Annotated in this window: 31 protein-coding genes; 30 read left to right on the top strand and 1 reads right to left on the bottom strand. The window is 57.2% G+C overall.

The genetic code is table 11. The features are described from left to right. The first annotated feature begins 8 nt into the window (after positions 1–8). From mltB to E2F43_RS13005, 6 genes are all read left to right on the top strand, one after another. The gene (gene mltB, locus E2F43_RS13030) at positions 9–1,007 is read left to right on the top strand and encodes a lytic murein transglycosylase B (protein ID WP_133213370.1); all 999 of its coding nucleotides are present in this window, start codon (positions 9–11) and stop codon (positions 1,005–1,007) included. After that, positions 1,007–1,819 (top strand): septal ring lytic transglycosylase RlpA family protein, encoded by an 813-nt coding sequence (locus tag E2F43_RS13025; RefSeq protein WP_133213368.1) that lies wholly within the window; start codon positions 1,007–1,009, stop codon positions 1,817–1,819. Before mltB ends, E2F43_RS13025 begins: the two co-directional genes overlap by 1 nt. A gap of 111 nt (positions 1,820–1,930) precedes the next feature. Continuing rightward, on the top strand, positions 1,931–3,094 hold the full coding sequence (locus E2F43_RS13020) for a D-alanyl-D-alanine carboxypeptidase family protein (protein ID WP_133213366.1): 1,164 nt from the start codon (positions 1,931–1,933) through the stop codon (positions 3,092–3,094). A gap of 11 nt (positions 3,095–3,105) precedes the next feature. Next, a complete protein-coding gene (locus E2F43_RS13015) occupies positions 3,106–3,375 on the top strand; it encodes an HP0495 family protein (protein ID WP_133213364.1) in 270 nt (89 codons plus the stop codon). Positions 3,376–3,431: 56 nt separating this feature from the next. Continuing rightward, positions 3,432–3,986, top strand: coding sequence for a lipoyl(octanoyl) transferase LipB (gene lipB, locus E2F43_RS13010; RefSeq protein WP_238946913.1), 555 nt, complete (start codon positions 3,432–3,434; stop codon positions 3,984–3,986). A gap of 431 nt (positions 3,987–4,417) precedes the next feature. Next, the gene (locus E2F43_RS13005) at positions 4,418–6,007 is read left to right on the top strand and encodes a peptide chain release factor 3 (protein WP_133213360.1); all 1,590 of its coding nucleotides are present in this window, start codon (positions 4,418–4,420) and stop codon (positions 6,005–6,007) included. A gap of 19 nt (positions 6,008–6,026) precedes the next feature. Here the strand turns inward: E2F43_RS13005 and E2F43_RS13000 are convergent, their stop codons facing one another. Beyond that, positions 6,027–6,392, bottom strand: a complete 366-nt coding sequence (locus E2F43_RS13000; RefSeq protein ID WP_133214320.1) for an NINE protein — start codon at positions 6,390–6,392, stop codon at positions 6,027–6,029. 199 nt (positions 6,393–6,591) lie between these two features. Here E2F43_RS13000 and E2F43_RS12995 point away from each other — a divergent pair, with 199 nt between their 5' ends. From E2F43_RS12995 to secY, 24 genes are all read left to right on the top strand, one after another. Then, positions 6,592–6,831: an HP1242/YdcH family protein gene (locus tag E2F43_RS12995; RefSeq protein ID WP_133213358.1), complete on the top strand. Its 240-nt coding sequence runs from the start codon at positions 6,592–6,594 to the stop codon at positions 6,829–6,831. A gap of 8 nt (positions 6,832–6,839) precedes the next feature. Beyond that, on the top strand, positions 6,840–7,154 hold the full coding sequence (locus tag E2F43_RS12990; RefSeq protein WP_133213356.1) for a TraR/DksA family transcriptional regulator: 315 nt from the start codon (positions 6,840–6,842) through the stop codon (positions 7,152–7,154). Between the two features lie 615 nt (positions 7,155–7,769). Then, entirely contained in the window at positions 7,770–8,081 is a 312-nt protein-coding gene (rpsJ, locus tag E2F43_RS12985; RefSeq protein ID WP_117955610.1) for a 30S ribosomal protein S10, read from the top strand. Positions 8,082–8,261: 180 nt separating this feature from the next. Further along, positions 8,262–8,897: a 50S ribosomal protein L3 gene (gene rplC, locus E2F43_RS12980; RefSeq protein WP_133213354.1), complete on the top strand. Its 636-nt coding sequence runs from the start codon at positions 8,262–8,264 to the stop codon at positions 8,895–8,897. A gap of 18 nt (positions 8,898–8,915) precedes the next feature. Then, entirely contained in the window at positions 8,916–9,533 is a 618-nt protein-coding gene (gene rplD / locus E2F43_RS12975) for a 50S ribosomal protein L4 (protein ID WP_238946912.1), read from the top strand. Next, the gene (gene rplW / locus E2F43_RS12970; RefSeq protein WP_133213353.1) at positions 9,530–9,826 is read left to right on the top strand and encodes a 50S ribosomal protein L23; all 297 of its coding nucleotides are present in this window, start codon (positions 9,530–9,532) and stop codon (positions 9,824–9,826) included. Before rplD ends, rplW begins: the two co-directional genes overlap by 4 nt. Positions 9,827–9,840: 14 nt before the next feature. Further along, a complete protein-coding gene (rplB, locus tag E2F43_RS12965) occupies positions 9,841–10,668 on the top strand; it encodes a 50S ribosomal protein L2 (protein WP_133213352.1) in 828 nt (275 codons plus the stop codon). A 32-nt stretch (positions 10,669–10,700) separates the two neighbouring features. Then, positions 10,701–10,976, top strand: a complete 276-nt coding sequence (gene rpsS, locus E2F43_RS12960; RefSeq protein ID WP_133213351.1) for a 30S ribosomal protein S19 — start codon at positions 10,701–10,703, stop codon at positions 10,974–10,976. Positions 10,977–11,000: 24 nt separating this feature from the next. Beyond that, positions 11,001–11,339 (top strand): 50S ribosomal protein L22, encoded by a 339-nt coding sequence (gene rplV, locus E2F43_RS12955; protein ID WP_117955455.1) that lies wholly within the window; start codon positions 11,001–11,003, stop codon positions 11,337–11,339. 19 nt (positions 11,340–11,358) lie between these two features. Beyond that, positions 11,359–12,030 carry a 30S ribosomal protein S3 gene (gene rpsC / locus E2F43_RS12950; protein WP_133213349.1) on the top strand — a complete coding sequence of 224 codons (672 nt, stop codon included), beginning with the start codon at positions 11,359–11,361 and terminating at the stop codon, positions 12,028–12,030. 11 nt (positions 12,031–12,041) lie between these two features. Then, positions 12,042–12,455, top strand: a complete 414-nt coding sequence (gene rplP / locus E2F43_RS12945) for a 50S ribosomal protein L16 (RefSeq protein WP_133213347.1) — start codon at positions 12,042–12,044, stop codon at positions 12,453–12,455. Continuing rightward, complete coding sequence (gene rpmC / locus E2F43_RS12940) at positions 12,455–12,646, top strand: 50S ribosomal protein L29 (protein WP_133213345.1); 192 nt, start codon at positions 12,455–12,457, stop codon at positions 12,644–12,646. The genes rplP and rpmC overlap by 1 nt, the downstream gene beginning before the upstream one ends. A gap of 2 nt (positions 12,647–12,648) precedes the next feature. After that, a complete protein-coding gene (gene rpsQ, locus E2F43_RS12935) occupies positions 12,649–12,915 on the top strand; it encodes a 30S ribosomal protein S17 (RefSeq protein ID WP_133213343.1) in 267 nt (88 codons plus the stop codon). Between the two features lie 60 nt (positions 12,916–12,975). Continuing rightward, entirely contained in the window at positions 12,976–13,344 is a 369-nt protein-coding gene (gene rplN, locus E2F43_RS12930; RefSeq protein WP_117955466.1) for a 50S ribosomal protein L14, read from the top strand. Between the two features lie 20 nt (positions 13,345–13,364). After that, positions 13,365–13,676: a 50S ribosomal protein L24 gene (gene rplX, locus E2F43_RS12925; RefSeq protein WP_133213341.1), complete on the top strand. Its 312-nt coding sequence runs from the start codon at positions 13,365–13,367 to the stop codon at positions 13,674–13,676. Positions 13,677–13,702: 26 nt separating this feature from the next. Then, positions 13,703–14,242: a 50S ribosomal protein L5 gene (gene rplE, locus E2F43_RS12920; protein ID WP_133213339.1), complete on the top strand. Its 540-nt coding sequence runs from the start codon at positions 13,703–13,705 to the stop codon at positions 14,240–14,242. Positions 14,243–14,254: 12 nt separating this feature from the next. After that, entirely contained in the window at positions 14,255–14,560 is a 306-nt protein-coding gene (gene rpsN / locus E2F43_RS12915; RefSeq protein WP_133213337.1) for a 30S ribosomal protein S14, read from the top strand. Positions 14,561–14,575: 15 nt separating this feature from the next. Continuing rightward, on the top strand, positions 14,576–14,971 hold the full coding sequence (rpsH, locus tag E2F43_RS12910) for a 30S ribosomal protein S8 (protein WP_117955475.1): 396 nt from the start codon (positions 14,576–14,578) through the stop codon (positions 14,969–14,971). 26 nt (positions 14,972–14,997) lie between these two features. After that, positions 14,998–15,525: a 50S ribosomal protein L6 gene (gene rplF / locus E2F43_RS12905; RefSeq protein ID WP_133213335.1), complete on the top strand. Its 528-nt coding sequence runs from the start codon at positions 14,998–15,000 to the stop codon at positions 15,523–15,525. A gap of 9 nt (positions 15,526–15,534) precedes the next feature. Next, positions 15,535–15,885: a 50S ribosomal protein L18 gene (gene rplR / locus E2F43_RS12900; protein WP_133213333.1), complete on the top strand. Its 351-nt coding sequence runs from the start codon at positions 15,535–15,537 to the stop codon at positions 15,883–15,885. 11 nt (positions 15,886–15,896) lie between these two features. Further along, on the top strand, positions 15,897–16,412 hold the full coding sequence (rpsE, locus tag E2F43_RS12895; RefSeq protein WP_133213331.1) for a 30S ribosomal protein S5: 516 nt from the start codon (positions 15,897–15,899) through the stop codon (positions 16,410–16,412). 18 nt (positions 16,413–16,430) lie between these two features. After that, complete coding sequence (gene rpmD / locus E2F43_RS12890) at positions 16,431–16,613, top strand: 50S ribosomal protein L30 (protein ID WP_133213329.1); 183 nt, start codon at positions 16,431–16,433, stop codon at positions 16,611–16,613. Positions 16,614–16,628: 15 nt separating this feature from the next. After that, positions 16,629–17,063 carry a 50S ribosomal protein L15 gene (gene rplO, locus E2F43_RS12885; protein ID WP_133214316.1) on the top strand — a complete coding sequence of 145 codons (435 nt, stop codon included), beginning with the start codon at positions 16,629–16,631 and terminating at the stop codon, positions 17,061–17,063. After that, the gene (gene secY / locus E2F43_RS12880; protein ID WP_133213327.1) at positions 17,064–18,392 is read left to right on the top strand and encodes a preprotein translocase subunit SecY; all 1,329 of its coding nucleotides are present in this window, start codon (positions 17,064–17,066) and stop codon (positions 18,390–18,392) included. The last annotated feature ends 19 nt before the right edge of the window (positions 18,393–18,411 follow it).

Raw genomic sequence — 18,411 nt, 5'->3', positions numbered from 1 at the left:
CGTTCAATATGCACAAGTTTTTAAGTCGTTCACTGCTCGCCTGCACTTTTCTATGGTCCGCCATGTCCTGTGCCCAGGACCAGAATTACCTGACCAATCCGGGAGCGGTGGCGGTCATGGACGAACTGGTCAGCGAGGAGGGCTTCGACCGGCAATCGCTGGAGGCCATTTTCGCCGATGCCAGTCGCCAGCAGTCCATACTCGACGCCATGGCACGGCCGGCGGAAAAGACCAAGGCTTGGTACGAGTACCGGGAAATATTTCTCAATGACAAGCGCGAGGCCCAGGGTGTTGCCTTCTACCAGGAGCACCGCGAAACCCTGGAGCGGGTAGAGCAGGAAACCGGGGTGCCGGCGGAAATTATTGTCGCCATCATCGGCGTGGAGACTTATTACGGACGGATCGCCGGCAGCTATCGGGTCATAGACGCACTCTCCACCCTGGCCTTTGATTACCCGCGCCGTTCCGAGTTCTTTACCAAGGAACTGAAGCACTACCTGATCCTGACCCGTGACCAGGGCATGGACCCACTGGCACTGAAAGGGTCCTATGCGGGTGCCATGGGCTACGGCCAGTTCATGCCCAGCAGTTACCGCAGCTACGCCATTGACTTTGACGGCGACAGTAAAGCCGATATCTGGAGTAACCCGGTGGACGCCATTGGCAGTGTCGCCAACTATTTCAAGGCCCATGGCTGGACACCTGGCGCCGAGGTGGTTGTCGCCGCAGAGCTTGAGGGTGAGGTGCCAGAGGAAATGATGAGTCGCGGGCGCCAGCTCAAGCCGCGATTCACCGTGGCTGAGTTTGTTGCCGCTGGCCTCGTGCCCGCGACCGAAACAGACCCGGACGCCGAGGCAATCGGAATCGAATTTGAACTCGCCGACGGCAGGGAGTTCTGGCTGGGGCTGCATAATTTTTACGTGATTACCCGCTATAACCACAGCGCCATGTACGCCATGAGTGTTTATCAGCTGAGCCAGCGCATTGCTGCCGGAGTCGAAGGTTGATGTGGCGCATACTGGCATTGCTGCTGCTGGCGGGGATCGGCCTGCATGGCTGTTCCTCCCCCAAGGGCAAGAGCGGTGACGAGTACCAGGCTACCCGGTATTCCCAGTCACAGGACGCCGCGCCGCCCAAACACATAGGCCCGGACGACGTGCAGGATGCGGTCCCGCGGGCGGACCCTATCCTTGCCGCAGGCAACAGGAGCCCTTACACCGTCAATGGCGTCAGCTATGAAATTCTCGAGGATTACCGCAACTACCGCGAACGGGGCACGGCGTCCTGGTACGGCAGCAAGTTCCACGGCCACGAAACCTCCAACGGCGAGGTATTCGACCTTTACGCCGCGAGTGCAGCCCACAAGACCCTGCCCATACCCTGCTACGCCCGGGTGACCAACCTGGCCAATGGCCGCAGTGTCGTGGTGCGGGTGAATGATCGCGGCCCGTTCCACGGCGACCGCCTGATCGATCTGTCCTACGGGGCGGCGGTGAAGCTCGGTTACATGGAGCACGGGACGGCCGAGGTGGAGGTGGCGGTGCTGAATATCGCCGGTGTCGACGATCGGCGCGGCGCGCCGGGTACCCACTACCGTTTCCTGCAGCTGGGCGCTTTCGGCGCTGAGTCCTCTGCCCTGCAACTGCAGGCCGAACTGCAGGCCTTCCTGCAGGTGCCGGTATCCGTTTCCGAGGTCGACACCAGCGACAGACTGCTGTACCGGGTCCGGGTGGGCCCGGTGGCGAATGCGGAACAGCTGGCGATGGTGCAACAGCAGTTGCGTGACGGCGGCTATCCGCCCGGTCAGCCGCTGCCCTGACCGCAGAATTTCTGTCCCCTGCCCGCTAACAGCGGTGGCCGCCTTCCTGTTGGCAGGCGCATGCGTTACCATTCCCCGCGTATTCCGCAACACTTCCACGGTTCCATTTCTATGATTCGAATTTTTCCGGTCCTGCTCCTGGCGCTTTTCACTTTCACTGCCAAGGCCGCTACCATCGTGCCCTCGCCCCCGCAACTGGGCGCCAAGGCCTACCTGCTGGTAGACGCCGCAAGCGGGGCGGTGCTGGCAGAGCACAATGCGGATATGCCGTTACCACCGGCAAGCCTGACCAAGATGATGACCAGCTATGTGCTGGCCACCGAGATCCACGAGGGCAGGGTGTCCAACTCGGACATGGTGACGGTTAGCGAGAATGCGTGGTCCCAGAATCCGATCTTTGCCGGTTCCTCGCTGATGTGGATAGAGCCGGGCAAGAATGTGAGCATAGAGGACCTGCAGCGCGGCATTATTATTTCTTCCGGCAACGACGCCACTGTGGCGGTGGCCGAGCATCTGGCGGGCAGTGAAGCGGTTTTCGCTGAGATGATGAACAGCCACGCCGAGAAGCTGGGTATGGTAGATACCTATTACGTGAATTCCCACGGACTGCCCCATCCGGATCATGTCACCACGGCTCGCGATCTGGCCACCCTGGCCAAGGCCATGATTAACGATCACCCCGAGCAATACGCCATTTACAAGGAGCGCGAGTTCACCTACAACGGCATCACTCAATACAACCGCAACAGCCTGCTGGCGGAAGATCCTACTGTGGATGGTCTCAAGACCGGCCACACCCAGGCGGCGGGGTACTGCCTGGTGGCATCTGCGGAACGCCGTGGCATGCGCCTGATCTCAGTAGTGATGGGCACCAGTTCAACCAGCGCTCGCAAAAATGACACCCGCAGCCTGCTCAACTACGGGTTCCGTTTCTTCGAAACCAGTATTGTGTTTGATGCGGGTCAGGAGCTGGACAAACCCCGTATCTGGAAGGGCCAGGTGGATTATGTCCCCGTGGGCATTCTCGAAGAGACGGTACTGACCCTGCCACGGGGCAAGAAGAAACACCTTGCCACCAGCGTGGAATTGCAGCAGAACATCGAGGCGCCGGTAGCCGTCGGTCAAGCGTTGGGCACGGTGGTAATGAGCCTCGACGGCGAAACGGTATACCGCGGTCCCGTGGTGGCGCTGGCAGCGGTTGAACCTGGCGGCTTTTTCGCTCGCTTATGGGATATCCTGCTGATGTGGATTTCCAGTCTCTTCACTGTCAGCTGAGGTAGTGAGCTATGACCGATCAGGACCCCCCCAAGATAGAATTTCCCTGTGACTACCCGATCAAGGTGCTGGGCCGCAGTAGCGAGGAATTCCGGGACATTATTCTGGAGGTATTCGAGCGCCACGCCCCGGGTTTCGACCAGCAGACGATTTTGGCCAAAGACAGCGCCAAGGGGACCTTTACTTCCCTGACTATCACCATTACCGCGACCGGAACGGAGCAACTGGAAGCCCTGCACCAGGACCTACTGGCCACCGGTCACGTGCAAATGGTCATCTAGTGCCGGTCCTTGTTCGCAGGCTGGGTGTAGCCCAATACCAGCCGGTGCTCGATGCAATGCGCGAATTCACCGACCAGCGCGGTGAACAGACCCCCGACGAACTGTGGCTGCTCCAGCACCCGCGGGTTTTTACCCAGGGGCAGGCCGGCAAGGCCGAACACGTGCTGGCCCCCGGCGATATCCCGGTTATCCAGGTGGACCGCGGTGGCCAGGTGACTTATCACGGTCCCGGCCAGTGGGTGGTTTACCTGCTGGTGGACCTCAAACGTCGCGGACTGGGCGTGCGGGCGCTGGTAACGCTGATTGAAAACGCCATTGTGCAGTTACTGTCAGAGTACGGGATTGACGCCTCACCGCGCGCCGACGCCCCGGGTGTGTACGTTGATGGCGACAAGATAGCGTCGCTGGGACTGCGCGTGCGACGGGGCTGCAGTTATCACGGTTTGTCCCTCAACGTGGATATGGACCTGGAACCCTTCAGCCGAATCAACCCCTGTGGCCATGAGGGTCTGCAGGTTACCTCCATGGCGCGGCTGCTTGCGGATCGCGGCATAGAACTCGAGCCGGTGGGGGAGCGCTTGCTGGAAATCCTTGGGGAATCTTTCGACTAGCGTTTTACCGGGCGTTCCGGCAACTTGCGCTGCAGGCCCGTCCTCATACTTGCGGTGAGGGTCTGGTCGTCGTCCGCCAGCAGAATTCCCTCCGTCATGACGGTCCTCGATAAAAGGCAGTAAAAGTGTCGCGATTGCGCCCTGGTCCAGAGCGGTTTGCAGCTCAATGCGGCCATCGAAGCGCTCAACGGTGGCGTGACTGAGCAAGACGCAGCACAGTACGCCAATCTGCCCGGGCAGGGCGATCGAGCGGGTGATCAGCAGGCTGCGCAGGTTCTCCATGGCGGGAGAATATTTTTTTGGGGTCGCCTTGCTCACCCGGCGATGATGCGGCCCGGTGGTGAAGTATTGCAGGGGCATAATGCCGCAGGCGCCGTTTCGGGAACGGGCCGATAAGCGTATAATCCGCGCTTTTTCACCGGGACCCTCCCATGTCAGAGCCTGGCTCAACCCTCACCAACGCTATCGCCTCGCGCCGTACGTTTGCGATTATTTCTCACCCGGACGCGGGTAAGACCACGATCACCGAAAAACTGCTGCTGCTGGGGCAGGCTATCCAGGTGGCCGGTACGGTGAAGGGTAAGAAGGGGCCGCATGCAACCTCGGACTGGATGAGCATGGAGCAGGAGCGGGGCATTTCGGTGACCTCCTCGGTTATGCAGTTTCCCTACCGGGGTCGCACGGTCAACCTGCTGGATACCCCGGGGCACGAGGACTTTTCCGAGGATACCTACCGCACCCTCACTGCGGTGGATTCAGCGCTCATGGTCATTGACGGGGCCAAGGGCGTCGAGGACCGGACCATCAAGCTGATGAACGTCTGTCGCCTGCGCGATACGCCCATTTTCAGTTTCGTCAACAAGATGGACCGCGATATCCGCGATCCCATTGAGCTGTTGGATGAAATCGAGGAGGTACTGGATATCCAGGGCGCCCCTATCAATTGGCCTATTGGCATGGGACAGTTTTTCAAGGGTGTCTATAACCTCTACACCGATACCATCCATTGCTATACGCCGGGTCAGGGCGCGGTGTTGCCCGATGATAAGCGTATTCAGGGCCTGGATAGTGACGAGGCGCGAGAGCTACTGGGTGATGAATATGATGATTTCTCGGAGGAAGTCGAACTGGTGCGCGGTGCCAGTCACGAGTTCGATCTGGAACAGTTTCTGGCCGGCAAGCTGAGCCCGGTGTTTTTTGGCACGGCACTGGGTAATTTCGGGGTCAGGGAAATGCTTGATGACTTCGTGCAGTGGGCGCCGGCGCCGCTCGGTCGAGAGACCACCAGCCGCCGGGTGTCGGCGACGGAGGGCAGCCTTAGCGGTTTCGTATTCAAGATCCAGGCGAATATGGACCCCCGTCACCGCGATCGTATTGCTTTTATGCGGGTGTGTTCCGGCCGCTACACCAAGGGTATGAAAATGCGCCACGTGCGACTCGGCAAGGACGTGAAAATCGCCGACGCGGTCACCTTCAAGGCCGGCGAGCGTGTGCTGGTGGAGGAGGCGGTATCCGGAGATATCATCGGCCTGCACAACCACGGCACTATCCAGATCGGCGACACCTTCACCGAAGGGGAGGATCTGCAGTTTACCGGCATTCCCCATTTCGCCCCGGAGCTGTTCCGTCGCATTCGTCTGGCCGATCCGATGAAGTCAAAGCAGTTACAGAAGGGCCTGCAGCAACTGTCGGAAGAGGGGTCCACTCAGGTATTCGCGCCCATCAATACATCGGATCTTGTGGTTGGTGCGGTCGGTCAGCTGCAGTTTGACGTGGTGGCCTACCGACTGAAGGACGAATACAAGGTGGAAGCGATATACGAGCCGGTGAACGTGTATACGGCCCGCTGGGTTGACTGCGATGACCCGCGCAAACTGGAGGAATTCCGCAAGAAGGCCGCCGAGCACCTGTCCGTGGATGGCGGTGGCCACCTCACTTACCTGGCCCCGACCCGGGTCAACCTGTCGCTGATGGAAGAGCGCTGGCCGGATCTGGAGTTCCGGGCGACTCGCGAACACTAGGGTGGCGCGGTGGCCCCAATCAATAGTCGCTGTTTACCTCTGACAGTTGCTCATTGAGCGTCAGGAAATCCCAGAGAATACCCAGGCCAAAAAGTCCGGCGCTGAGCATGTAGATGACGCCGGTAATCCACTTGCCCATGTACATGCGATGGATTCCCAGCCAGCCCAGGAAGGTCAGCAGTATCCAGGTCAGGTCATAATCAATGGGGCCTGGAATAAAGCGCCGGTCCGCGTCCCGGGACATCCCGGGAATCAGCAGCAGGTCGATGATCCAGCCAATAAAAAATAACCCCAGGGTGAAGAACCAGATAACCCCGGAGATCTGTCGGCCATAGTAGAAACGGTGCGCGCCGATGAACCCGAAGATCCACAGCAGGTAGCCCATAAAGACTGAATGGGTGGTCTGGTCCCGGTTCATGTTTCTCTCCCTCCATATTTTGTTCTATAGTTTGCCCTGCGGGCACATTTTGCAAGGTGATATTGTCGGGCGCCCGTTCGCTACACTGATCTGGATCATGGCCCCGTGGCGGCAACAGGATAGTCTGTAGCTGTAATCATGCACAATGTCCCAATAAGGAGTAACAATGTCTGTAGAACATCATGACCTGCACCACGAATTCCCGGAGCTCACTGATCGCATCCATGAGCTCAAGATGAAGGATAGCCACTTCCGGCGGTTATTTGACGAGTACCATGAGCTGACCCGCAATATTGAGAAAATGGAAGACGAGATCACCCCGGTGGCAACCCGCACCGAGGGGGAAGCCAAAAAGCGTCGTGTTCAACTCAAGGACGAGCTTTACCGCATGCTCACTGCGGCCTGAGGGGTCTTATGTCTCACGAGCAATTGAAAGCCGAACTGGAACAGCGTCTCGCCGACATGCAGGCGCGACTCAACAATATCAAACGCGACGTCACCAAGGAGCACTCCGGCGACTCTGCCGAGCAGGCCCAGGAGCGGGAAAACGACGAAGTGGTGGATGCGATCGGCAATGAAACCCGTCAGTCGCTGCGCGCGATCCAGGTGGCGCTGGATAAAATTGCCGAGGGTACCTATGGCGAATGCGAAAAATGTGGCGAGAATATCGGGGAAGGTCGCCTGCAGGCCATTCCGGAAGCGGCTCTTTGCGTCAACTGCGCCGACTGACCAGAACTGCCAGGCCCGACTGCAGGTTGGGCCTGGTTGAGTGAAGCCATTCTCCTTGCTACTGCCCTGCCAGTGCCCCCCCTCGCTGCCAACCTTCAAACAGCCCAACTCATAGCACAGCCCTTGACGCTGGTTGGCCCCGGCTGATCGGCGCGGGTGGGTCGGCTAAGTCGCGTGAACGGTGTGGGACTGCGTACTCTTGTTTCTTTATATGGTCGGGACCTGATGTAGCTGGAACTGGCCGGACTTGGAGGGCCCCTGCGGCGTCCACGGAAGCCAGATATAGACAAAAAGAATATCATTCGCGTAATTTCTGTCTTTCTTGAATATGACTGGATTCGAGGCCGGTGTTGTTCCCTCCCTCCCGCCGGGCTGGAGCTGTGCTGGATGGGCCAGTCCGGTTATCGGATTGTGCAGCATTCACAGTGGCTTTCGGTGGGGGAGAGGCGTATAGTCGCGCTCCTTCGCCGGAGATGGGGCCTTGGTCCGATTACCGAGAAAATATTCCCGATTCCTGGTTGACAGGGTGGGGGGCGGTCATTAGAATTCGCGTTCCTTTTTTCGGGGGGTTCCCTTGCGGACCTCTGGTTTTTTATTTGTTTGGAGTTAGGTCAGGTGCAGAATCAACGCATTCGTATTCGCCTTAAGGCTTTTGACCACAAGCTGATCGACATGTCGACTCAGGAAATTGTGGAAACTGCGCGCCGTACCGGTGCCCAGGTGAAAGGCCCTATCCCCCTTCCTACCCGGAAGGAGAAATATACCGTGCTGGTTTCCCCGCACGTTAACAAGGACGCACGTGACCAGTACGAAATTCGTACGCACAAGCGTCTGTTGGACATCGTGGAGCCTACAGAAAAGACTGTAGACGCCCTGATGAAACTGGACCTGGCAGCAGGTGTAGAAGTACAGATTAGTCTTGGTTAACTACAATTCGTAGCAAGACCTGCCCGGGGCAGAGTGTCCCGGGTGTGTAACGAGCTGGAATCTGGAAATTTGGGGTCAGAGTAAAAACTCGCCTCGGTCAAGTTTTTACTCTGACCCCAAATTTCCAGGTTCTGGTGAGGCCATAGAGGGTATAGCCCCGTACACTGAGAGGTTAGCAAAATGGCTATTGGCTTAGTCGGCCGTAAGTCCGGTATGACTCGCGTTTTTACCGAAGACGGCGCATCCATTCCAGTAACCGTAGTGGAGATTTCTCCAAACCGCGTTACTCAAATCAAAGAGCTCGAAACCGACGGTTATAGAGCAATTCAGGTCACAGCGGGAAACCGTAAGGCCTCAAAAGTGAGTAAATCAGAAGCGGGACATTTCGCGAAAGCGGGTGTCGAGGCAGGCAGCGCCCTGCTGGAGTTCCGTCTGGACGCAGCGGACGAAGCCCCCGAGGTTGGCGCTGAGCTGACTGTCGAGCGTTTCGAGGTTGGCCAGATTGTCGATGTGACTGGCAAGTCCAAGGGTAAAGGTTTCCAGGGTGGTGTTAAGCGCTGGAACTTCACCATGCAGGACGCCACGCACGGCAACTCCCTCTCTCACCGTGCCCCTGGTTCTATCGGTCAGTGTCAAACACCGGGCCGTGTATTCAAGGGCAAGAAGATGGCCGGCCACATGGGTGCCGAACAGGTAACGACCCAGGGTCTGGAAATTGTTCGTGTAGATGCCGAGCGCAACTTGCTGCTCATCAAGGGTGCTGTACCTGGCGCCCCCGGTGGTGACGTCGTCGTACGTCCTACCATCAAGGCATAAGGTTAGGGGGTCTCTAACGTGGAACTGAATGTAGTAAAGCCGGGCAATGCCGACGCGGGAAAAGTTTCCGTATCTGACGTTGCTTTCGCTAAAGAATACAACGAGGACCTGGTTCACCAGGTTGTCACAGCCTATATGGCAGGCGCCCGCCAGGGTACCCGGGCCCAGAAAAACCGCGCTGCGGTTGCCGGCGGTGGCAAGAAGCCATGGCGCCAGAAGGGCACCGGCCGCGCACGGGCGGGAACCATCCGTTCCCCCATCTGGCGTTCCGGTGGCGTGACCTTCGCGGCTCAGCCGCAGGATCACTCCCAGAAGGTGAATCGCAAGATGTATCGCGCAGCGCTGCGCACCATTATGTCTGAACTCGCCCGCCAGGATCGTCTGGTCGTGGTAGAGAGCCTGGACGTGGCGCAGCCCAAGACCAAACTGCTGGTCGAGCAGCTGGGCGGTTATGGTGTGGACAACGCACTGATTGTTGCCACAGAGGTAAATGAAAACCTCTACCTGGCGTCACGCAACCTGCACAAGGTTGATGTGCGCGATGTGGATGGTGTTGATCCCGTCAGCCTGATCGCTCACGAGAAGGTGATCGTGACTGTTGATGCGGTCAAGAAACTTGAGGAGATGCTGGGATGAACCAGGAGCGCGTATTCCAAGTGCTGGTAGGCCCGCACGTTTCCGAAAAAGCGGCCGTGGTTGCCGATGCAAGCAACCAGTTTGTGTTCAAGGTTGCGGTAGATGCGACCAAGTCGGAAATCAAGAAGTCCGTTGAGCAGCTGTTCAAGGTCAAGGTCGACAAAGTCAGCACCCTGAAGGTGAAGGGCAAGGTCAAGCGTAACCGTTTTGGTTACAGCACCAAGCCGACCTGGAAAAAAGCATATGTACGACTGGAGCAGGGTCAGGACATCGACTTTGCGTCAGTTGAGTAAGGAGTCGGATCGCAATGGCAATTTTGAAGAGTAAGCCCACTTCACCCGGTCGTCGTCACGTCGTCCGCGTTGTCAGTGAGGATCTGCACAAGGGTGCACCGCACAAGCCCCTGCTGGAAAAGCAGAGCCGCAACGGTGGCCGTAACAACAATGGTCGTATCACTACCCGTCACGTGGGTGGTGGTCACAAGCAGCACTACCGCATCATCGACTTCAAGCGCACCAAGGACGGTATTCCCGCCAAGGTAGAGCGCATTGAATATGACCCGAACCGCACTGCGCACATTGCGCTGCTGCTGTTCGCTGACGGTGAGCGACGCTACATCATTGCACCCAAGGGTGTTAAAGCTGGTGATGTATTGCAGTCAGGATCAGGTGCCCCTATTAAAACGGGTAACTGCCTGCCGCTGCGCAACATCCCGGTTGGTACTGTGGTACACGGCATTGAGCTCAAGCCTGGCAAAGGCGCTCAGATGGCCCGTTCCGCCGGCGCTTCTGTGCAGCTGGTGGCTCGTGAAGGCCAGTACGCTACCCTGCGTCTGCGCTCAGGCGAGATGCGTAAGGTGCTGGCAGACTGCCGCGCGACCCTGGGCGAGGTTTCCAACTCGGAACACAGCCTGCGCAAACTGGGTAAGGCCGGTGCCGCACGTTGGCGCGGTGTTCGCCCGACCGTGCGTGGTGTTGCCATGAACCCGGTTGATCACCCCCATGGTGGTGGTGAAGGTCGTACCTCCGGTGGCCGTCACCCGGTGAGCCCCTGGGGTACACCGACCAAGGGTTACAAGACCCGTAAGAACAAGCGTACCGACAACTTGATCGTACGCCGTCGTGGTAAGAAATAACGGTCGTTGACTAGAGATTAGAGGAAGAGATTGTGCCGCGTTCACTGAAGAAAGGTCCTTTTATAGACCTGCACCTGATGAAGAAGGTCGAAACCGCGCTGGAAAGCAACGATCGTCGCCCGATCAAGACCTGGTCGCGCCGTTCCATGGTTTCACCGGACATGGTTGGCCTGACTATCGCCGTACATAACGGTCGTCAGCATGTGCCTGTGTTGATCAACGAAGATATGGTTGGCCACAAGCTGGGCGAATTTGCGCTTACCCGCACGTTCAAGGGCCACGTCGTAGACAAGAAGGCGAAGCGCTAAGCGCTGCGTAGAGAGGTTTAGGAAATGGAAGTTGCAGCAAGACTGAAAGGCGCGCGTATCTCTGCGCAGAAAGCCCGCCTGGTCGCTGACCAGGTCCGCGGCAAGCCTGTGGAAGAGGCGCTTAGCCTGCTGGAATTCAGTAACAAGAAAGCGGCGCACATCGTCAAGAAGGTTCTTGACTCTGCGATCGCGAATGCTGAGAACAACGAAGGCGCGGACGTGGATGAGCTCAAGGTATCCACCGTCTTTGTTGATGAAGGTATGACCATGAAGCGCCTGCGTCCCCGTGCGAAGGGTCGCGCAGACCGCATTTTGAAGCGTAGCTGTCACATTACTGTGAAAGTTGCAGACGGCGAAGGCTAAGGAATCAGGAGACGACCACATGGGTCAGAAAGTAAACCCCATCGGCATCCGCCTCGGTATTGTTAAAGACCATAACTCTATCTGGTACGCCGACAGCAAAAACTACTCCAAGCAGTTGATTACTGATCTGGAGGTGCGCGAGTACATCGAGAAGACACTGGAGCACGCTTCCGTGAGCCGTGTTGTAATCGAGCGTCCCGCACAGACAGCCCGTATTACCATTCACACTGCCCGTCCCGGTATTGTGATTGGTAAGAAAGGCGAAGATGTGGATGCGCTGCGCAAGGAGCTCGCCAAGCGGATGGGTGTACCTGTGCACATCAACATCGAAGAGATCCGCAAGCCGGATCTGGACGCCAAGCTGGTAGCGCAGAACGTTGCCCAGCAATTGGAGCGTCGCGTTATGTTCCGCCGCGCCATGAAGCGCGTGGTGCAGAATGCCATGCGCCAGGGCGCCGAAGGGATCAAGATCCAGGTTGGTGGTCGTCTGGGCGGTGCTGAAATCGCCCGTACCGAATGGTACCGCGAAGGTCGTGTGCCTCTGCACACACTGCGTGCGGACATCGATTACGCCACTTATGAAGCCGCAACTACCTACGGCATCATCGGTGTGAAAGTTTGGATTTTCAAAGGTGAGGTTATCGGTGGCGAAGAGGCCGCTGACGCTCCCAAGAAGACAGCAACTAATTAAGGGTTACGCAGATGCTTCAACCAAAGCGTACAAAATTTCGCAAGACTCAGAAAGGCCGTAATCGTGGCCTGGCCCATCGCGGCAGCAAGGTGAGCTTTGGCGAATTCGGCTTGAAAGCGACAGGTCGTGGCCGCGTTACAGCGCGCCAGATTGAAGCGGCTCGTCGTGCCATGACTCGTCACATCAAGCGTGGCGGAAAGATCTGGATTCGTGTCTTCCCGGACAAGCCTATTACGGGCAAGCCGTTGGAAGTCCGCCAGGGTAAAGGTAAAGGTAATGTTGAATACTGGGTAGCCCAGGTTCAGCCCGGCAAGGTGCTTTACGAAGTACAGGGCGTATCTGAGGAGCTGGCGCGTGAAGCGTTTGAGCTGGCTGCTTCCAAAATTCCCGTTGCTACAACATTTGTTAAACGGTCGGTGATGTGATGAAAGCAAGCGAATTGCGTGATAAGTCCGCTGAGGACCTGAACAAGCAGCTGCTCACCCTGCGTGAAGAGCAGTTCAAGCTGCGCATGCAAAAGTCTACTGGTCAGTTGGGGCAGACACACCTGCTCAAGCAGAACCAACGTGACATCGCACGCGTGAAGACTGTACTTACTGAAAAGGCAGGTAACTAAGTATGTCAGCTGCAGACAAGCGTACACGTTTGGCAACCGGCAGGGTTGTCAGCAACAAGATGGACAAGACCATTACTGTACTGGTTGAGCGTCGGGTGAAGCACCCGGTTTATGGCAAGTACATCACTCGGTCATCCAAGATCCACGCGCACGACGAAAGCAACCAGTGTGGCATCGGCGACACGGTAACAGTTGCAGAGACTCGCCCCATTTCCAAGAGCAAGACCTGGAAGTTGGTTGAAGTTGTAGAGAGCGCCGCGCAGGTTTAAACGCCTTCGGGTAGTGGTTAGAGTTTTTGCGGCCGGGTTGGTCGCAGTTTGGAGTAAGAGATGATTCAGACACAGTCGTATTTGGAAGTCGCAGATAACAGCGGCGCCCGTCGTGTGATGTGCATCAAGGTGCTGGGTGGGTCCAAGCGTCGCTACGCGCGCGTTGGTGACCTCATCAAGGTAACCGTAAAAGAAGCCATTCCACGCGGCAAGGTGAAGAAAGGCCAGGTAATGACTGCTGTTGTGGTTCGGACAAAGAAGGGTGTTCGCCGAGGCGACGGTTCCCTGATCAAGTTTGACGACAACGCCGCAGTATTGCTCAACGCCCAGGAAGCACCTATCGGCACCCGTATCTTCGGTCCGGTAACCCGTGAACTGCGCGGCGAAAAATTCATGAAGATTATTTCTCTGGCCCCTGAAGTTATCTAAGGTCGAGGAGAGGAAAGGAAATGTTGAAGATCAAGCGCGATGACGAAGTGATTATCCTCGCCGGTAAGGACAAGGGTAAGCGCGGCAAGGTTCGCAAGGTACTGGATAACGACAAATTGATCGTTGCCGGTATCAACATGATTAAGAAGCACACCAAGCCCAACCCCCAGGCGGGAGTGGCCGGTGGTATCGTGGAAAAAGAAGCGCCCATCCAGGTTTCCAACGTGGCGATCTTCAATCCCGAAACAGGCAAGGGTGATCGAGTTGGCTTCAAGGTCGAAGGCGACACTAAGGTTCGTATCTTTAAATCCAGTGGCGAGGCAATCGGCTGAGCCGGTCGGGTTAACAGGTAATAGACATGGCAACTTTGAAAGAAAAGTACACGAGCGAGATCGCTCCCCGGCTGAAAGAAGAGCTGGGTCTGGATAATGTGATGGAAGTTCCCCGCATCACCAAAATCACCCTGAACATGGGTGTGGGTGAAGCGCTTGGCGACAAAAAGGTCCTCGAGGCCGCCGTCGCTGATATGGAAAAGATTTCCGGTCAGAAGGTTGTAGTGACCAAGGCGCGTAAATCCATCGCGGGCTTCAAGGTTCGTGAAGGTTGGCCCATCGGCTGCAAGGTAACTCTGCGCTCCGAGCGTATGTACGAGTTCCTGGAACGCCTGATCAGCATCGCGATTCCCCGTATCCGTGACTTTCGTGGCATCAGCCCCAAGTCATTTGACGGCCGCGGTAACTTCGCAATGGGAGTGACTGAGCAGATCATTTTCCCGGAAATCGATTACGACAAAGTGGACGCGCTACGCGGTATGGATATCACCATTACTACCACTGCGCGTACGGATGATGAAGGTCGCGCCCTGCTGCGTGCTTTCAACTTCCCCCTGAAAGGTTAAGAGGCTTTATACATGGCTAAGAAATCTATGATTGCGCGTGAAGCAAAGCGTACACGCATGGTAGCTAAGTACGCTCAGAAGCGCGCTGCACTGAAGGCGATCATCGCCGACGTGAACGCCTCCGACGAAGAGAAGTGGGATGCGCAGGTTGCGCTGCAGAAGCTGCCTCGCGATGCAAGCCCGGTTCGCCAGCAGCGTCGCTGCCAGGTGACCGGTCGTCCCCACGCGGTCTATCGTAAGTTTGGCCTGTGCCGTAACAAGTTGCGTGAAGCAGCTATGCGCGGTGATGTGCCTGGCCTGGTTAAAGCCAGCTGGTAACGGAGAAATATTGAAATGAGCATGCAAGATCCGCTGTCAGATATGCTGACCCGCATTCGCAACGCCCAGATGGCTGGCAAGACCGGTGTAGAAATGCCCGGCTCGAAACTCAAGGCCGCTGTTGCAAACGTGCTGAAGGAAGAAGGCTATATCGCTGACTTCAACGCAACTAACGATGGTGGCAAGCCTCGCCTTGCCATCGAGCTGAAGTACTACCAGGGCAAGCCGGTTATCGCCGAGATTGACCGCATCAGCCGCCCCGGCCTGCGTAACTACGCCGGCAAGGACGAGATGCCCTCCGTTCGCGGTGGCCTGGGTGTAGCGATTATCTCCACCTCCAAGGGTGTGATGACTGATCGCGCTGCACGCGCTGCCGGTGTTGGCGGCGAAGTGCTCTGCACAGTTTTCTAAACTAATTGATTTGAAGAGCATTCGAAATGTCTAGAGTCGCAAATAATCCGGTACAACTGCCCAGCGGTGTAGAGGTCAAGCTTAACGGCGCCGACCTGACCGTAAAAGGCAGCAAAGGTACGCTGCAACTGTCAGTAGTTGAGGGCGTACAGGTGAGCCAGGATGACAACGTCTTGACCTTTGCTTATGAGTCCGACAAGTCCAAGGCCATGGCCGGGACCACTCGCGCACTGGTAAACAACATGGTCAAGGGCGTCAGCGAAGGCTGGGAGAAAAAGTTGGTACTGAACGGTGTTGGTTACCGTGCCAAGGCTTCCGGCAAAACCGTCAACCTGACCGTAGGTCTTTCCCACCCTGTTGATTATGAACTGCCTGAAGGTGTTTCTGCGGAAACCCCCAGCCAGACTGAAATCGTTGTTATGGGTATCGACAAGCAGGCCGTAGGCCAGGCAGCAGCAGAGATCCGCAGCTACCGTCCGCCGGAGCCGTACAAGGGTAAGGGTATTCGTTACGCTGACGAATATGTCCGTCGTAAAGAAGCCAAGAAGAAGTAGGTACTAGACATGAGTGCAAAGAATGATTCAAGGCTGCGTCGCGCCCGTCGCGCTCGCGCCCGTATGCGCACCGCAGGCGTTAACCGCCTCAGCGTGCACCGTACTCCACGGCATATTTATGCCCAGGTGATTGCGCCGGAAGGTGACAAGGTACTGGCGAGTGCTTCTACCCTGGACGCAGATCTGCGCAAGGGTGCTACCGGCAACGTCGACGCCGCTGCCGCAGTCGGCAAGCTGGTGGCGGAACGTGCCAAGGCCGCCGGCATCGAGCAGGTTGCCTTCGACCGTGCGGGTTACAAGTATCACGGACGTGTAAAGGCCCTGGCCGACGCTGCCCGTGAAAGTGGACTGGAATTCTAAGGTAACGAGATATGGCTTTTAACGAGCAGAAAAAGCAGCAGCAGACCGAAGGCGATCTCCAGGAGAAGCTGGTACAGGTCAACCGCGTCGCTAAAGTGGTTAAAGGTGGCCGTATCTTCGGTTTCACCGCCCTGACAGTCGTGGGCGACGGCAACGGCAAGGTAGGTTTCGGTCGCGGTAAAGCCCGGGAAGTCCCTGTTGCCATCCAGAAGGCGATGGAAGCGGCCCGCCGGAACATGATCCAGGTAGAGCTGAACGACGGCACTATCCAGTATCCGGTAAAGGCCAGCCACGGTGCCTCCAAGGTGTACATGCAGCCTGCATCCGAAGGTACTGGCGTTATTGCCGGTGGCGCGATGCGTGCTGTGCTGGAAATCGCCGGTGTACACAACGTACTGGCCAAGTGCTACGGCTCCACCAATCCGGTGAACGTGGTACGCGCGACCTTTAATGGTCTGCGCGATATGGCTGCCCCCGAGGACGTTGCTGCCAAGCGCGGTAAGTCTGTCGAAGAAATTTTGAACTAAGTATTGGGTTGATTAGTCATGGCTAAAGCAATGATCAAGGTTACCCAGGTCAAGAGCACCAACGGTCGCCTCAAGAACCACAAGGCGTGCGTTACCGGCCTCGGCCTGCGTCGTATTGGTCACACCGTGGAAGTGGAAGATACTCCTTCCGTTCGCGGCATGATCAACAAAGTTAACTACCTGGTACGGGTTGAGGACTAAGTAATGTCTGATGTAATGCGACTGAACACCCTGAGCCCCGCTCCGGGTGCCAGGAAAAACAGCAAGCGGGTCGGCCGCGGTATCGGCTCTGGCTATGGCAAGACCGCGGGTCGCGGCCACAAGGGCCAGAAGTCCCGCTCCGGCGGCAGTGTTCGTCCCGGCTTCGAGGGTGGCCAGATGCCACTGCAGAAGCGTCTGCCCAAGTACGGCTTTACTTCGCGTATGGCCCGCACCACGGCGCAGATTCGCCTGTCCGAGCTCAACGCCGTTGAAACCGACGTTGTGGATCTGGACGCGCTGAAAGCAGCGGACCTGGTCAAGGGTAATGTCACCCGTGCCCGTGTATTTCTCTCCGGAGAGCTGGGCAAAGCGCTGACCGTCAAGGGTCTCGCGGTAACCAAAGGTGCCCGCGAAGCAATTGAGAAGGCTGGCGGAAAAGTCGAGGAATAAATGGCTCAAGGACAGCTGCCCTCAGTAAACAAGGCAGGCATGGGCGAGCTCTTTGCTCGCCTTCGTTTTGTTTTACTGGCAATTATTGTTTACAGGATCGGGACGCACATTCCCGTTCCGGGAATAGACCCCAACCAGCTGGCAGCATTGTTCAACCAGAACCAGGGTACCATCCTGGGGCTGGCCAACATGTTCTCCGGTGGCGCCCTGGAGCGAATGAGCATCCTGGCGTTGGGCATCATGCCCTACATCTCTGCATCTATTATCATGCAGCTGATGTCGGCAGTGACGCCCCAGCTGGAACAGCTGAAGAAAGAAGGTGAGTCTGGCCGCCGCAAAATCAGCCAGTACACGCGCTACCTGACGGTAGTGCTGGCCATTATCCAGGCCACCGGTATGACCGTGGGTATGGCCAACCAGGGGATGAGTTATGACACATCACTGCTGTTTTATGTGATTGCCATTACTTCCCTGGTCACCGGCGCAGTCTTCATGATGTGGCTGGGTGAGCAGATTACAGAGAAGGGTGTAGGCAACGGTATCTCGCTGTTGATCTTCGCCGGTATTGTCGCCGGTCTGCCGTCGGCAATCGGCCAGTCTCTGGAACAGGCGCGTCAGGGCGAGCTTAACATCCTGATTCTGCTGTTCATCCTGGCCCTGGCGATAGCGGTGATTTACCTGATTGTGTTCATCGAGCGCGGCCAGCGTCGCATTACGGTGAACTACGCCAAGCGGCAGCAGGGTCGCAAGATGTACCAGGCGCAGAGCTCGCATCTGCCCCTGAAAGTGAACATGGCGGGTGTAATCCCGGCCATCTTCGCCAGCAGCATATTGCTGTTCCCGGCGTCCATCGCGCAGTGGTTCGGCTCCTCTGGTGGAGCAGACTGGTTGCAGGACCTGGCAGTGGCTATTGGCCCAGGCCAGCCGTTGAACATCTTGCTGTTCACGGTGTTTGTGGTGTTTTTCTGCTTCTTCTATACGGCGTTGATGTTCAACCCGCAGGAAGTGGCTGACAACCTGAAGCGTTCCGGTGCCTTTGTGCCCGGTATACGCCCGGGGCAACAGACCGCCAACTACATTGATGGCGTGCTGACCCGGCTGACGGTATTCGGTTCCGCGTATATTGCGCTGGTCTGCCTGATGCCCCAGTTCCTGGTCGTAATGTGGAACGTGCCCTTTTACCTGGGTGGTACCTCGCTGCTGATCGTGGTTGTTGTGGTAATGGATTTTATGGCCCAGGTGCAAAGCCACCTGATGTCTCACCAGTATGACTCGGTGATGAAGAAGGCCAACCTGAAGAACTATGGTGGTGCCGGGCGCGTACGCTAAGCGCCCTTAACCGAAACGG

Origin of the sequence: Seongchinamella unica, from assembly GCF_004354085.1 — a bacterium.
GTDB lineage: Bacteria > Pseudomonadota > Gammaproteobacteria > Pseudomonadales > Halieaceae > Halioglobus > Halioglobus unicus.
This window is presented reverse-complemented; position numbering and strand designations above follow the sequence as displayed.

Bases quoted from the DNA above. Each gene is read 5' to 3' on its own strand.
- mltB (WP_133213370.1), top strand. From the start codon at position 9: ATGCACAAGTTTTTAAGTCGTTCACTGCTCGCCTGCACTTTTCTATGG.
- E2F43_RS13025 (WP_133213368.1), top strand. From the start codon at position 1,007: ATGTGGCGCATACTGGCATTGCTGCTGCTGGCGGGGATCGGCCTGCAT.
- E2F43_RS13020 (WP_133213366.1), top strand. From the start codon at position 1,931: ATGATTCGAATTTTTCCGGTCCTGCTCCTGGCGCTTTTCACTTTCACT.
- E2F43_RS13015 (WP_133213364.1), top strand. From the start codon at position 3,106: ATGACCGATCAGGACCCCCCCAAGATAGAATTTCCCTGTGACTACCCG.
- lipB (WP_238946913.1), top strand. From the start codon at position 3,432: ATGCGCGAATTCACCGACCAGCGCGGTGAACAGACCCCCGACGAACTG.
- E2F43_RS13005 (WP_133213360.1), top strand. From the start codon at position 4,418: ATGTCAGAGCCTGGCTCAACCCTCACCAACGCTATCGCCTCGCGCCGT.
- E2F43_RS13000 (WP_133214320.1), bottom strand. From the start codon at position 6,392: ATGGGCTACCTGCTGTGGATCTTCGGGTTCATCGGCGCGCACCGTTTC.
- E2F43_RS12995 (WP_133213358.1), top strand. From the start codon at position 6,592: ATGTCTGTAGAACATCATGACCTGCACCACGAATTCCCGGAGCTCACT.
- E2F43_RS12990 (WP_133213356.1), top strand. From the start codon at position 6,840: ATGTCTCACGAGCAATTGAAAGCCGAACTGGAACAGCGTCTCGCCGAC.
- rplC (WP_133213354.1), top strand. From the start codon at position 8,262: ATGGCTATTGGCTTAGTCGGCCGTAAGTCCGGTATGACTCGCGTTTTT.
- rplW (WP_133213353.1), top strand. From the start codon at position 9,530: ATGAACCAGGAGCGCGTATTCCAAGTGCTGGTAGGCCCGCACGTTTCC.
- rplB (WP_133213352.1), top strand. From the start codon at position 9,841: ATGGCAATTTTGAAGAGTAAGCCCACTTCACCCGGTCGTCGTCACGTC.
- rplV (WP_117955455.1), top strand. From the start codon at position 11,001: ATGGAAGTTGCAGCAAGACTGAAAGGCGCGCGTATCTCTGCGCAGAAA.
- rpsC (WP_133213349.1), top strand. From the start codon at position 11,359: ATGGGTCAGAAAGTAAACCCCATCGGCATCCGCCTCGGTATTGTTAAA.
- rplP (WP_133213347.1), top strand. From the start codon at position 12,042: ATGCTTCAACCAAAGCGTACAAAATTTCGCAAGACTCAGAAAGGCCGT.
- rpmC (WP_133213345.1), top strand. From the start codon at position 12,455: ATGAAAGCAAGCGAATTGCGTGATAAGTCCGCTGAGGACCTGAACAAG.
- rpsQ (WP_133213343.1), top strand. From the start codon at position 12,649: ATGTCAGCTGCAGACAAGCGTACACGTTTGGCAACCGGCAGGGTTGTC.
- rplN (WP_117955466.1), top strand. From the start codon at position 12,976: ATGATTCAGACACAGTCGTATTTGGAAGTCGCAGATAACAGCGGCGCC.
- rplX (WP_133213341.1), top strand. From the start codon at position 13,365: ATGTTGAAGATCAAGCGCGATGACGAAGTGATTATCCTCGCCGGTAAG.
- rplE (WP_133213339.1), top strand. From the start codon at position 13,703: ATGGCAACTTTGAAAGAAAAGTACACGAGCGAGATCGCTCCCCGGCTG.
- rpsN (WP_133213337.1), top strand. From the start codon at position 14,255: ATGGCTAAGAAATCTATGATTGCGCGTGAAGCAAAGCGTACACGCATG.
- rpsH (WP_117955475.1), top strand. From the start codon at position 14,576: ATGAGCATGCAAGATCCGCTGTCAGATATGCTGACCCGCATTCGCAAC.
- rplF (WP_133213335.1), top strand. From the start codon at position 14,998: ATGTCTAGAGTCGCAAATAATCCGGTACAACTGCCCAGCGGTGTAGAG.
- rplR (WP_133213333.1), top strand. From the start codon at position 15,535: ATGAGTGCAAAGAATGATTCAAGGCTGCGTCGCGCCCGTCGCGCTCGC.
- rpsE (WP_133213331.1), top strand. From the start codon at position 15,897: ATGGCTTTTAACGAGCAGAAAAAGCAGCAGCAGACCGAAGGCGATCTC.
- rpmD (WP_133213329.1), top strand. From the start codon at position 16,431: ATGGCTAAAGCAATGATCAAGGTTACCCAGGTCAAGAGCACCAACGGT.
- rplO (WP_133214316.1), top strand. From the start codon at position 16,629: ATGCGACTGAACACCCTGAGCCCCGCTCCGGGTGCCAGGAAAAACAGC.
- secY (WP_133213327.1), top strand. From the start codon at position 17,064: ATGGCTCAAGGACAGCTGCCCTCAGTAAACAAGGCAGGCATGGGCGAG.